The 12,449-nt window shown below is 69.8% G+C and carries 10 protein-coding genes; 1 reads left to right on the top strand and 9 read right to left on the bottom strand.

The genetic code is table 11. The features are described 5' to 3' along the window. Positions 1–21: 21 nt before the first annotated feature. The 6 genes from M2271_RS19985 to M2271_RS19960 all read right to left on the bottom strand — a co-directional run bounded on the left by M2271_RS19985 (position 22) and on the right by M2271_RS19960 (position 7,797). On the bottom strand, positions 22–2,133 hold the full coding sequence (locus tag M2271_RS19985; protein ID WP_280888624.1) for an ABC transporter ATP-binding protein: 2,112 nt from the start codon (positions 2,131–2,133) through the stop codon (positions 22–24). After that, complete coding sequence (locus M2271_RS19980) at positions 2,130–3,011, bottom strand: ABC transporter permease (protein WP_280888623.1); 882 nt, start codon at positions 3,009–3,011, stop codon at positions 2,130–2,132. The genes M2271_RS19985 and M2271_RS19980 overlap by 4 nt, the downstream gene beginning before the upstream one ends. Then, positions 3,008–3,961: an ABC transporter permease gene (locus tag M2271_RS19975; protein WP_280888622.1), complete on the bottom strand. Its 954-nt coding sequence runs from the start codon at positions 3,959–3,961 to the stop codon at positions 3,008–3,010. Before M2271_RS19975 ends, M2271_RS19980 begins: the two co-directional genes overlap by 4 nt. After that, positions 3,958–5,523: an ABC transporter substrate-binding protein gene (locus tag M2271_RS19970; protein ID WP_280888621.1), complete on the bottom strand. Its 1,566-nt coding sequence runs from the start codon at positions 5,521–5,523 to the stop codon at positions 3,958–3,960. Before M2271_RS19970 ends, M2271_RS19975 begins: the two co-directional genes overlap by 4 nt. Positions 5,524–5,690: 167 nt before the next feature. After that, a complete protein-coding gene (locus M2271_RS19965; protein WP_280888620.1) occupies positions 5,691–6,629 on the bottom strand; it encodes an NADP-dependent oxidoreductase in 939 nt (312 codons plus the stop codon). Positions 6,630–6,693: 64 nt separating this feature from the next. Then, positions 6,694–7,797, bottom strand: coding sequence for a Gfo/Idh/MocA family oxidoreductase (locus M2271_RS19960; protein ID WP_280888619.1), 1,104 nt, complete (start codon positions 7,795–7,797; stop codon positions 6,694–6,696). 915 nt (positions 7,798–8,712) lie between these two features. Between M2271_RS19960 and M2271_RS19955 the strand changes: the two genes are divergently transcribed. Then, positions 8,713–9,948 (top strand): ROK family transcriptional regulator, encoded by a 1,236-nt coding sequence (locus M2271_RS19955; protein WP_280888618.1) that lies wholly within the window; start codon positions 8,713–8,715, stop codon positions 9,946–9,948. Between the two features lie 53 nt (positions 9,949–10,001). Here the strand turns inward: M2271_RS19955 and M2271_RS19950 are convergent, their stop codons facing one another. From M2271_RS19950 to M2271_RS19940, 3 genes are all read right to left on the bottom strand, one after another. Then, entirely contained in the window at positions 10,002–10,811 is an 810-nt protein-coding gene (locus tag M2271_RS19950; RefSeq protein WP_280888617.1) for an IclR family transcriptional regulator, read from the bottom strand. Between the two features lie 265 nt (positions 10,812–11,076). After that, positions 11,077–11,409 carry a ferredoxin gene (gene fdxA / locus M2271_RS19945; RefSeq protein ID WP_280888616.1) on the bottom strand — a complete coding sequence of 111 codons (333 nt, stop codon included), beginning with the start codon at positions 11,407–11,409 and terminating at the stop codon, positions 11,077–11,079. Position 11,410: 1 nt separating this feature from the next. Continuing rightward, positions 11,411–12,433: an NAD(P)/FAD-dependent oxidoreductase gene (locus M2271_RS19940; protein ID WP_280888615.1), complete on the bottom strand. Its 1,023-nt coding sequence runs from the start codon at positions 12,431–12,433 to the stop codon at positions 11,411–11,413. Positions 12,434–12,449 lie beyond the last annotated feature (16 nt).

Genomic DNA, 12,449 nt, shown 5'->3' with positions numbered 1-12,449 from the left:
AAGGTGCCGTCGGGACGCGGTTCAGGGCCGGCCCGCGAGTTCGCCGGCGAAATGGCAGGCGGCACGCTGGCCGGTGGGGGTGAGGGTGAGTTGCGGGTCGGATTCCGCGCAGATCGTCCGGTCCGGGTGCGCCAGCGGGCCGATCGGGCACCGGGTGCGGAACCGGCAGCCGGAGGGCGGGTTCGCCGGGCTCGGCAGATCGCCCCGCAGAACGATGCTCTCCCGCTCCCGCTCCGCGACGCTCGCCACCGGCGACGACGACAACAGTGCGGCGGTGTAGGGGTGTTGGGGGCTGCCGTAGACGTCGGCGACATCGCCGTACTCGACGATCCTGCCGAGGTACATCACGGCGACCGTGTCACTGAGGTGACGCACGACCGACAGGTCGTGGGCGATGAACAGGTACCCCAGGCCGAGTTCGTTCTGCAGTTCCTCCAGCAGGTTGATGATCTGTGCCTGGACCGACATGTCCAGCGCGGAGACCGGCTCGTCGAGCACCAGCGTGCGTGGTTCGCGGGCCAGAGCCCGGGCGATGCCGATCCGCTGGCGCTGCCCGCCCGAGAACGCGTGCGGGTAGCGGTCGAGGAGTTCCGGGCGCAGTCCCACCTGTTCCATCAGCGAGCGCGCCGCCGTTTCGAGAGCCTGGCCGCCGATGCCGCGGAACGCGAGCGCCTCGGAGAGGGACTGCCGGATCGTGCGGCGCGGGTTCAGTGACGCGTAGGGGTCCTGGAACACGTACTGCACCGAGGACCGGACCCGTTTGAGGTCCTCCTCGCGCATGGCGCTCACATCGGTTCCGCCGACGAGGACCGACCCGCCGGCGATGGGGTTGATGCCGACGATGCCGCGGGACAGCGTCGACTTGCCGCAGCCGCTCTCGCCCACGAGCCCGAGGGTGCGGCCCGCGTGCACGGACAGGCTCACCGAGTCGACGGCGTACACCGGGGGTTCCTGGTGGAACAGCCCGTGCCGCCGCGATCCGACATCGATCCTGAGGTCGCGGACCTCCAGCACCGTTTCGGCGGTCGGCACCGGGGTCTGCGGTGCGGGCGCCGCATCCTCGGCGGGCACTGTCGCCACGACATGGCTCGGGGAGACGTCGACGCCACGCTGGGCGACGAAGCACGCCGCGGTCTGCCCCGTCCCACCGATCTGCAGCAGCTCCGGCGTTCCCTGCCCGCACGCGTCCTCGGCGAACTGGCAGCGCGGTGCGAACGCGCAGCCCGCCGGGAGGGCGGCGGGGTCGGGCGGGGCGCCGGGAATCGCCGGGAGCGGCCGGCCGTCCCGGTCGTCGTCGAGGCGTGGCATGGCATCGAGCAACGCCGCCGTGTACGGGTGGCGAGGATGCGTGAAGACCTGCTCGACGGTGCCCTTCTCCACCGTGCGGCCGCCGTACATCACGACCACGTCCGTACAGAGCTCGGCGACCACGCCCATGTCGTGCGTGATGATCGCGACAGCGATGCCGAGTTCGGTGCGCAGCCTGGACAGCAGCCGCAGGATCTGGGCCTGGATCGTGACGTCGAGAGCGGTCGTCGGCTCGTCGGCGATGAGCAGCGCCGGATCGTTCGCGAGGGCGATCGCGATGACGACGCGCTGGCGCATGCCGCCGGAGAACTGATGCGGGTACTGATCGATCTTCGTCGGTATGTCGGGAATGCCGACCTGTTCGAGAAGTTCGACCGCCCGGGCGCGCGCGGTCTTCTTGTCGACGCCGTGGACCGTCATGGCCTCGACGATCTGGTCGCCGACCTTCATGACGGGGTTGAGCGCGGCCTGCGGGTCCTGGAAGACCATCGCCACCTTGCTGCCGCGCCTGCGCCGCATCTCGCTCTCGGGCAGCGCGAGCAGGTCCTCGCCGTCGAACTGCACCGTGCCGGCGTAGATCTCGCCCGGCGGGCGCACCATCCGCATGATGGAGCGCGCGGTGACCGACTTGCCCGAGCCGGACTCGCCCACGATGCCGAGGACGTCGCCCGGGTAGATGTCGAAGCTGACATCGTTGACGGCTTTGACGCCGCCGCTCTTCAGTCTGAACTCCGTGCCCAGGCCCTGGACGCGCAGCAGCGGCGAACCCTTGCTCTTCACCGCCGCCGGCGGCTGGGTCAGACTTGAGTTGGCCGAGGAGGTCATCGGCGATTCACCGCCTCGTTGAGCGCGTCGGACATCAGGCTGACGCCCACCGCGAGCAGCAGAAGCAGCAGCGCGGGGCCCATGATGTAGGTGGGGGACTGGGATACGAACCGAAGGCCGTTGTTGAGTAGCACGCCCAGCGACGGCGTCGGCGGCTGCACACCGAGGCCGACGATGGACAGGCCCGCCTCGATGTAGACGCCGATGACCATCCAGACGGCGCCGTTGACGACGATGGCGTCCATCGCGTTCGGCAGCACGTGCCGGATCAGCAGTTGCCGGCGCGAGACGCCGAGCACCCGGGCGGCGAGGACGTACTCCTTGCCCTGCTGGGTGAGCCACGCGCCGCGCGCCAGACGCCCCGCGCTGGGCAGGCCGCCGATCAGGATGGTGAGGAACAACCCGAACCAGCCGGGACCGAGGATCGCCACCAGGCAGACGCCGAGGATCAGCCCGGGGAAGCCGATGATCACGTCGAGCAGCCGCTGCACCCCCGCGCCGAGCCATTCGTAGAGGGCACCGCAGAGGCCGAGCAGCGTACCGACGGCCATGCTGAGCGGCACCGCGCTCAGGATGAGGCTCAGATCGACGCGCAGCCCGTAGACGCTGCGGACGAAGATGTCACGGCCGAACTCGTCCGTACCGAAGAGGTGTCCGAGCGAGGGCCCGGCGAAGGTGTCCGACCCCTGCTGGTCGAAGCCGCCCGAGAACAGGACCGGAGCGAGCAGGGCGGCGAGCACCATGACGGCGAGGATCGACAGCCCGATGATGCCCTTCGGGGTGCGGAAGGCCGACAGATAGCGGGCCAGCGTCGGGTTCAGCGTCCGGCGCGTCGCCGCGGGGGCCGCACCGGACGCCGGCAGGGGAACGTGGGTCATGACTGGTCTCCCAACCTGATCTTCGGGTCGAGTGCCGCGAGGACCATCTCGGTGACGATCTGACAGATCACCGCCACGCAGACCACACCGAGGATCAGTACCTGAAGGACGGTGAAGTCGCGCGTCTGCACGCTGGAGACGGCGAGCTGGCCGAGCCCGTTGCGGTTGAAGACCGACTCCATGACGACGGCGCCGCCGAGCAGGGTTCCGATCTCCAGGCCGATCGCCACGACCGCGGTGCCGAAGCTGTTGCGCAGCACGTGGCGCAGCGTGATCCGCCGGGGTGAGGCGCCCTTGGCCAGGGCCAGGTCGACGAAGTCCTCGTTGCGGACCCTGGACATCTCCGTCTGGAGCAGGCGGGCCACGCTCCCGGCGGGCGACAGGGCCAGCGCGACCGCGGGAAGGACCAGGTACTGGATCCCGATCGAGGGATCGTGCAGCACGCTCACCTCGCCGCTGACGGGCAGCCAGCGGTGGTACACGCCGAAGACGAGGATGAACGCCAGGGCCATGAGGAACGACGGTACGGCGACCAGGATGCTGTTGCCCAGGTCGAACCCCGTCCGCGCCCACCAGCGTTTGGCCGACCCGGCGAGGACTCCCAGCGTGGTCCCGATGACGAGGACGAGCAGGGTGGCGAACACGGCCAGCTCGACGGTGCTCTCCAGCCGGTCGCCGATGAGGCTCGAGACGCTGCGGTGCAGGAGGTAGGACTGGCCCAGGTCACCGTGGAACAGTCCGGAGATCCACTCCCAGTACTGCACGGTGAGGGGCCGGTCCAGACCCAGCTCCCGTCGGATGGCGGCGATGTTGGCGGCTGTCGGATCCGACCCGGCGAGGGTGACGGAGACGTCTCCCGGTGCGAGCCGAGGCAGCGCGAAAGCGACGATCGAACTGGCGAGGAGCACGAACATCACTGACGGCACCTTGCGCGTCAGATACCTGATCATTTGGACAGCCACGCCTTGCCGAGGTCGAGGAAGCCGGTCCGGGTGGACGCGATGCCGCCGACTTCCTGTGACCGGACCGTCATGGTCGAGCGCGTGATCAGCGGGAGCGCGAACGCCTGGTCGAGGAAGTACGCGTTGTAGTCGTGCACCGCCTTCTTCTGCGCATCGGTCGTGGCGGCGCCGGTGACCTTCTGGACGAGCTTCGTGTACTCGGGACTCTGGAACTTCAGCAGGTTCTCGCTCGCGACCAGCTCCGGGCGGCTGACGACCTGGGAAGCCGGCGACAGCGCGTTGCTGTTCATCATCAGGACGGCAGGTGTCCCGATGTCCTGCTTGGCGATCCGCTCGTCGTACTCGGTGGCGCTGAGAATGACGGGTTTGGCGTTCAACCCGACGGCGGCGAGGTTGTTCTTGACGATCTGGAAGATGCCGGTGGCCTCAGGGGTGTTCAGTGTGACGACGTCGAACGAGGCACCCTTCACACCCGCCTGGGCGAGCATCTTCTTGGCCTTGTCCGGCTGGTAGGTGTACTGCTTCGCCTGGGTGGCGTCGTAGCCGGCGGTGGACGTCTTCCACGGCAGGTCCGTCGCCTGCGCCTGACCGCCCTCGACCTGCTGCACGATGCGGTTGCGGTCGATCGCGTACTGGATCGCCTGGCGCACGGTCTTGTTGTCGAACGGCGCCTTCGTCACGTCGAAGGCGAGGGGGATCGCCGACCCGCCCGACGTCACCAGGGCGTAGCCCGACTGCTTGCTCAGGGTGCGCGCGTCGAGGGCGGGCATGCCGACGCCGTACTGGACGCGACCGCTGCGGATCGCCGACACGATGGCGGTCGGGTCATTGATGATGTTGATCTCGATCTTGTCGAGATGTGTGTTCTTGGCGTCGCGGTACTTGGCGTACTTGGTGAGTACGACCTTGCCCCCGGGCGTCCAGGACTTCCAGGCGAAACGACCGGTGCCGTCGACGACCTTGCCGGCCGCGTAGTCGGCGTAGGTCGCGGGGTTGAGGATCGGCATCGTCTCGAACAGGTCGAAGATGTTCGGCGTCGGCTTCGAGAAGGTGAGCGTGAGCTCGTGGTCGCCGTTGGCCTTCATCGAGGAGACCTGGGCGGCGAGAGGCTGGTTGGCCGCGCCCGTCGCCGGGTCCCGCACCTTCTTCAGCGTGAAGATGACGTCGCTCGCCGTCAGCTTGCGGCCGCTGTGGAACGTCACATCGTCACGGAGCGTGATGTCGATGCTCTTGGCGTCGGGTGCGAGCTTCCACGACTTCGCGAGGACGCCTTCCGGCTGGCCGGTCTTGGCACCGATGAGGGTCAAGGTCTCGAGGACCTGGTACTCGGACAGGATGTTGCCGATCGAAGTCTTGAGGAACCCGCCTGGATCGGCGTCGCTCGTCTGTGCGACGACGAGGGTGCCTCCGTTGCGCACCGGGCCGGCGGCGGCGGAGTTCCCGCTGGTGGGCTGTGTGGCGGCGCTGCACGCGGCGGACGTGAGCAGTGCCGCGCCTGCGGCGGTGCCCGCTATCAGCCGACGTTGCCAGCCTGGCTTGGTTCGTGACATCGGTGCTCCTAGAGATGTTCGGGGGACTCTTGGTGGGTGAGGGGCGGCAGGAGGGGAGCATCCGCCCCGTGGTGCGGACGGACGAGGAGCGTGACGCACGATGAGGACAGGCACGGCCACCGGTCACGCCCGCAGCGGTGGTCGCCCTCGAAGGGGAAGGCCGCAGGTCAGTGGCTCGAACGTGACGTCATGTCCAGCACCACCTTGCCCCACGGATGACCGGACTCGACTTCGCGCAGGGCGGCCTCGGCGTCCTCGAAAGGAAAGACGGCGCGGACCTGAGGGTCGAGCCGGCCTTCCGCCACGCGCCGGGCCAGCTCGGTGAGCGTCGCGGTCGAGCTCTTGCGGGACATCGGCAGAGCGCCGAACCGGGCCGCCGTCTCCGGGTCGGTGGCCGAGATGACCCGGCAGCCGGGGGAGATCACCGACGAGACGCTGTCCAGCGCACCGCCGCCCACGAGGTCGAGGACCGTGTCGGCTCCGTTCGGCAGGGCGGCATCGAGCTGCTTGCCGAAGTCCGCGCCGTCGTAGTCGATCGCCGTGGCGCCGAGCGACTCGACGAACTCTCGTTTGGCCGCGGAGGCGGTGCCGACGACGGACACTCCGGCGTCGCGTGCGAGTTGCGCCGCCGCGACGCCCACACCGCCGCCGATTCCCAGGATCAGCAGGGTCTGGCCGGCCGTCGGACCGAGCTGGTTCACGCAGTCGTGGGCGGTGCCGGCCGCCACCGGCAGCGCCGCCGCGTCGGTGAAGGAGACCGAGGGGGGCTTCGGCGCCGTCTGGCCGGCTGTCAGGAGCGCGTACCGGGCGTAGCAGCCGCCGCCCCGGAGGGTGGTGCCGAACACCGGGTCGCCCACCGCGAACCCGTCCACACCCTCGCCGAGTTGTTCGACCACCCCGGCGGCCTCACGTCCGAGCACGGCCGGCATCTCGAGGTGCAGGAAGGCACGGTGCTTTCCGGCCCGGACGCCCCAGTCCACCGGGTTGACGCCGGCCGCGTACACCTCGACCAGCAGCTCGTCCGGCCCGGGTACGGGCTTGGGCAGATCGAGGAATCGTTGCTCCTCAGGTCCGCCGTATCTGGTGAATCCGTAGGCGTCAGGCACTGTGAGTCTCCTGTTCATGTGCCGTACGGGGCTTCGGCCGGACGTCGGGCCGAAGCCGTGGGCGTCAGCCGGAGAAACGCGGCTGCGGGCGATCGCAGGTGCTGCCCAGCTCCACCACGCGACCCTGCTGGGAGGACTCGTCCACGGCGCACAGCGCTTCGAGCACGTGGAAGGCGAAGGGGGCGTTCGCGCGGTGCGGGCCGCCCTCGATCGCGTCCGCGAGATCGCGGACGCCGAGGCCGCGGCGGGCCTGTTCGCGGGTGCCGACGGCGCCGAACAGCTCGACCGCCGGCTCCAGCACGGTCCACTCGCTCTCGCCGTGCCGCCGCAGCCGCACGTCACCGTCGAAGTTGTTCGGGCTGGGCAGGGACAGCGTGCCCTCGGTGCCGTAGATCTCCATGAACGGGAGGTCCGTGTCCCACACGTCGAAGCTCATCTGCGTCGTGCCGATGACTCCGGAGGCGAAGGTCAGCACCGCGCCGGCGTGGGTGGGAACCGTGACCTCGATGGAGTCGACAGCCCGCTGTGGCGCTGTCACGGTCCGCCGCGGGGCACCGATCCTGCTGGACGCGGCGACGGACCGGACCGGCCCCAGGAGGTTGACGAGGATCGCGAAGTAGTACGGGCCCATGTCCATCACCGGGCCGCCGCCCGGCTGGAACAGGAAACGCGGGTCCGGGTGCCAGGTCTCGGCCTTGCTGTGGCCGATGAAGGCCGAGGCACCGATCGGTGTGCCGATCCGGCCGGCGTCCAGGGCCTTGCGGGCCGTCTGGCTCGCGCTGCCGAGGAAGGTGTCGGGGGCCGAGCCGAGAATGCGCCCGCTCCCGGCCGCCGCCGCGAGGACGGTCCTGCCCTCCTCGACCGTGGTGGCCAGGGGCTTCTCGACGTAGACGTGCTTGCCGGCCGCCAGGGCGGTGCTGATGGTGCGCGCGTGGTGCACCGGCGGGGTGAGGTTCACGATGATGTCCACCGACTCGTCGGCGTACAGCTCCGCGTCGTCGCCCCAGGCCGGGATGGCGTGATCGGCGGCGGCCTGCTTGGCCCGGGCCGCGTCGATGTCGCCCACGCGCACGATCTGCAGTTCCGGGTAGCGGGCGAGGCCGGTGACGTACCGGCCGAAGATGTTTCCGCTGCCGAGAATGCCGATTCGATGCGTCTGTTTGGCCATTGCGAGGGTTCCTCTCCAGGTGGCGATGCACGGTGCGGGTGCGGGTGCGGGTGCGGGTGCGGGTGCCGGGGATGGGGTGTGGTCGCTGGGTTCGTACGTGGTCGTCGACGGCAGGGCCACGACAGGGACACTTCGGACCGGGCGGCAGAAGGTGATTCCGCTCTGAGCGGGTGCCGAACCGCGTGGATCGAGGACGCCCGGTTTTCCGGCCGTGCCGGGGGATCCCGGTCGGGCGGCGGGGTGTGCCGGTCCCTCAATCCCAGTGCCGCGCCTGTTTCTCGCCCGGCTGCTGTGTATTTAAGAGCGGTGTCGAGGGACGCACGAGGCGCCCGGTCCACTGAGCAGAACACTCACGGCCTGGTTATCGAATCGTGATAAGTGGCCGCGGTGGGCTGTCGGGTCGGCTGCTCGGGTCCCTGTTCGGCGACCGTCCAGGCGGTCGGCCGGCCCCGGGCGCCTCGGACGCAGCTGCGCCGAAAGCCGCAGCTCAGTGCGGAACTCAAGGTGTGTCGTGGGAGCTGTCTGCGGCCCGGAGGCGGAACCTGCGGACGCAGTGAAGGCGCACCCGGGCCCGCCCGTGAACGGGGGTGTCAGGTGCGCCGAGGGGGCCTCGGGTGCGAGTGTCCGACCCATGAGGGGACCGCATGTCATTGACTTCAGTTCCGTGCCGTTGAGATACTCCGCCGTTTTTGGCGGCGATGCGCCGTCATGGTGCCCGATGTGCACCTGAAGGTCGCGTCTTGCCTCACCATCGTTTAGTTCGTGTCCGTAGAACAAGATGGTATTTTTAATTTTTTGTGTGGAGTAAAGATGGCCGAAGGCAGGGATCTTCCTCCTGGGGCGGTCGTCCGGGAAGTCTGACTTGAGGGGCACGGCCGTTGACGGTTGCGAGACGACGTAATTATGGTCTTGGACGTGCATAAAGCCGATGACTCTCTGGTCGATCCTTCCCTGCTCCCCGCGGTGCCCGTAGGGCTGCCCAAAGTGCTGGACCTCGTGGTGTCGGGCGAAGCGACCAGCCGTGCCGAGCTCGCGCGGCGCACAGGTCTGGCCCGTTCGACGGTCGGTCAGCAGGTCGAGCACCTCGTCGGGCACGGCATCCTGCGGGAGATCGAGTCCAGCGAATCCGTGCGGGGACGGCCGCCGCGCGTGCTGACACTCAGCCCCCGGGCGGGAACCATTGCCGTGGCGGACATCGACACTCTGGCGTCCCAGGTCGCGATCGCCGATCTCGGCGGGCGGGTGCTCGCGCAGGAGACGGTGGTCATTCCGATCGAGGCCGGGCCTCAGGCCGTGCTCGAAGCGGTGACCGAGGAACTGCTCAACCTGCTGGAGCGGTGCGGGCGCGATCCGGACCGGGTCCGCGAGGTGGTCGTGGGCCTGCCCGCACCCGTGGACCCTCAGCGCGGCTGCGCCGTGCGGCCGACCGGCATGCCCGGCTGGGACGGCTTCCCGGTGGCCGAGTGGCTGCGCAGTCGCTTCCACGCCCCCGCGGTGGTGGACAACGACGCCAACCTCATGGCCGTTGGCGAGGCCGCCCAGGACCAGGTCGACACCCCGCTGCTCTGCATCAAGATAGGCGCGGGTATCGGCGTCGGCATCATCACGGCCGACGGCGAGGTGCACCGAGGGGCGGACGGAGCCGCCGGCGACGTCGGCCACATCCGGGCCGTCGGCGGCGGGGGCGACGTCCTGTGCACCTGCGGCAACATCGGTTGTGTGGGAGCGCTCGCCTCCCACCGGGCCGTCCTGAGCAGTCTGGGTATCCCCGAGTCGACCGAGGAGGATCCCCTCTTCGGCGCTCACACGCTGGCCGAACGCGTCGCGAACAACGACCCGCCCGCCGTACGTGCCCTGCGTCAGGCCGCCACCGAGATCGGTGAGGTGGTGGCGATGCTGGTCTACATGTTCAACCCCCGCACGCTGATCCTCGGCGGCCCGCTGAGCGAGCTGCGCGACGACATGCTCTCCGGGGTCCGCGCCGTGGTCTATCAGCGCGCCCTGCCCCTGGCCACCCGGAAGCTGACCATCACCACGACTCAGCTCGGTGAGAACTCCTCGATCCACGGCGGTGTCGCCCTCGCCCTGCGAGACGTCTTCAGCGAACGAGGCATCGCCCGGATGCTGGTCGACGACGCGGGAGCGCCCTGACGGCGGTACGAGGATTGCTCAGTACGGCCTCACCGCGGTACGAGGATCCCTCGTCACCGCGGGGCGCGGTAGGCCTCGAACAGGGTCAGGCGCGCGGTGATCGTGTGGGACGCGCCGGTCAGTGCCACCAGCATCCTGGGGACGTTGCTGCCCGCCGTCGGGGCGATGACCGACAGGGCGCCCAGATAGGCCTCGTCGGTGCCGCGCACGGGCACCGCGACGGCGAGGTAACCGTCGCGGAACTCCTCGACCTCGGTGGCGTAACCCTGCTCCCGGATACGGACGAGCTCGTCGGGGAGCTGGGCGGCGTTCAAGGTGCGCGGCGTACGGCGGCGCATCCGCGGCAGGACCACGGACAGCGGGTACTGGTCGGGAAGCATGGCGAGGGTCAGCTTCCCGGAGGCGGTGCTGTGCAGCTGGATGTGCCGTCCGCCCACACTGGCCCGGGCCCGGTTGCGGTGGGTGCCGACGTTCTCGATGCACAGCAGTTCCGAGCCGTTCGGCACGGCCAGGGTGACGGCGTTGTCGAGGCTCTGCGCGAGGTTCTCGACGACGGGCCGCGCGGCCTCGCGCAGGGTCCGCTGGCGCGGCGCGCGCAGACCGATCTCGTACAGCTGCAGCCCGAGACGGTAGTCCGAGCCCTCCCGCTCCAGGAGCTCGCCGGCGACGAGCCCCTGGCACAGGCGGTAGACGGTGGCCTTCGCGACCCCGGTGCGGGCCGTCAGCTCGGCGAGGCTCAGCGAGAAGTCGTCGTCCCGGAAGGCGCTCAGAATGAGTCCGACCTTGCCGAGGACCGATTTGGGAGGCTCATGCTCCGGCCGGGTACCTCCGCCGTCCTCACCGACCTCGTACGCAGCGACCATGACTCGTCCTCCTCACCTGAGCGGCGCGCCTCGGACGGAGACGGCCACCAGTACCGAGAAGGCAAAATATAGACGTACTTCAGGCACTTCGGTATGTACCCGCAGTGACGCGGGGGCCTGCGGACCTGCCGTGCCGCCCCCCCCGGTGGCCGGGACCGCGGCAGGGGCCTGGCGGCACCGGCTGGAAGGCGCGCTCGACGGTCGTCCAGTGCCTCCAGCTGCGCGGCGGCGGTCCTGGACACCCTGGCGGAGGCGGCGGCGCCCCTCAGGCGCCTTCCGCCGCGGCCTTGACGAGGGGGGTGTCGATGCCCACCGGACCGAGGCCGCTCGCTCCGCCGGGCGTGCCCAGCGCGGTCGTACGGCCGGGCAGCGGCTCCTCGAAGAAGCGGCGGTTGTCGGCGCGGAACTCGGGGTCGGCGAGCCGGTCGACGGTGATCGCCTGCTCCGGGCAGGCCGTCTCGCAGGCGCCGCAGTCGATGCACTCCACCGGGTTGATGTAGAGCTTGCGCTCGCCCTCGTAGATGCAGTCGACCGGGCATTCCTCCATGCAGGACCGGTCCATGATGTCGACGCAGGCCGCGCCGATCACGTAGGCCATGTCAGTTCTCCTTGTCTGTGGAATGTCCGGGGAACAGTGCTGCCTCCGGATCGATGACGGTGGCCGCGTTGTTCACGGCGGTGGCGGCCTCGCCGAAGCCCACGGCGATCAGCCGCACCTTGCCCGGGTAGTCGGTGATGTCGCCGGCGGCGAACACGCGGGGCAGGTTGGTGGCCATCCGGGTGTCCACGGCGATCCGCCGTGCCTGCAGGTCGAGTCCCCAGTTCTGCAGCGGACCCAGGTCGGCGACGAAGCCGAGGGCGGCGACGACGCTGTGCGCCGGAAGCAGCCGCGTGGCCTTCGTGGTGCGGTGCCGGACCTCCACCTGCTCCACCCGCGCGGTGCCGTGCAGCGCGCTCACCTCGGAGTCGGTGATGATCTCGATACCGAGGGCCCGCACCTTCTCCACCGTCGCGTGGTGCGCCCGGAAACGGCCCGTGCGGTGGACGAGCCGGACGGAGCGGGCGATCGGCGCGAGCGTCGCCGCCCAGTCGAAGGCGCTGTCGCCACCGCCGACGACGATCACGTCGTGGCCGGTGTGGTCGGTCGGGTCCGGCACGAAGTAGACCTGGCCGCGGCCGAGGTAGTCCTCGCCGGCCGGCAGCGGCCTGGGGGTGAAGGTGCCCACCCCGCCGGTGATCACCACTGCCCCGGCCCGTACGGTCGTCCCCCGGTCGCCGCGGACGAGGGGCCGGCCGTCGGGCTCGTAGGACAGCTCCACGGCCCGTTCCCCGAGGAGGTAGCGGACGCCGTACGGCTCCGCCTGGGCGACCAGGTTGTCCACGAGGTCGCGTCCGCGCACCGACGGGAAACCGGCGATGTCGAAGATGGGCTTCTCGGGGTACATCGCGCTGATCTGGCCGCCGAGTTGGGGCAGGACGTCCATGACCGCGACGCGCAGTCCACGGAAGCCCGCGTAGTAGGCGCCGTAGAGGCCCGACGGGCCGGCACCGATGATCAGGATGTCGGCTTCGACCACCGGGGCATCGCCCGTGGTGACCGGCTCATCAGTAGGAACGCTCATGGTTCAGGAGCGTAGG

The sequence above is a fragment of the Streptomyces sp. LBL genome (assembly GCF_029893585.1).
Taxonomy (GTDB): Bacteria; Actinomycetota; Actinomycetes; order Streptomycetales; family Streptomycetaceae; genus Streptomyces.
The sequence above is the reverse complement of the archived record's forward strand: the minus strand, read 5'-3'. Positions and strand labels throughout refer to the sequence as shown.

What these genes read in the sequence shown, in the direction of transcription:
- M2271_RS19985 (WP_280888624.1), bottom strand. Translation starts at nt 2,133, where the DNA reads ATGACCTCCTCGGCCAACTCAAGTCTGACCCAGCCGCCGGCGGCGGTG.
- M2271_RS19980 (WP_280888623.1), bottom strand. Translation starts at nt 3,011, where the DNA reads ATGACCCACGTTCCCCTGCCGGCGTCCGGTGCGGCCCCCGCGGCGACG.
- M2271_RS19975 (WP_280888622.1), bottom strand. Translation starts at nt 3,961, where the DNA reads ATGATCAGGTATCTGACGCGCAAGGTGCCGTCAGTGATGTTCGTGCTC.
- M2271_RS19970 (WP_280888621.1), bottom strand. Translation starts at nt 5,523, where the DNA reads ATGTCACGAACCAAGCCAGGCTGGCAACGTCGGCTGATAGCGGGCACC.
- M2271_RS19960 (WP_280888619.1), bottom strand. Translation starts at nt 7,797, where the DNA reads ATGGCCAAACAGACGCATCGAATCGGCATTCTCGGCAGCGGAAACATC.
- M2271_RS19950 (WP_280888617.1), bottom strand. Translation starts at nt 10,811, where the DNA reads ATGGTCGCTGCGTACGAGGTCGGTGAGGACGGCGGAGGTACCCGGCCG.
- fdxA (WP_280888616.1), bottom strand. Translation starts at nt 11,409, where the DNA reads ATGGCCTACGTGATCGGCGCGGCCTGCGTCGACATCATGGACCGGTCC.
- M2271_RS19940 (WP_280888615.1), bottom strand. Translation starts at nt 12,433, where the DNA reads ATGAGCGTTCCTACTGATGAGCCGGTCACCACGGGCGATGCCCCGGTG.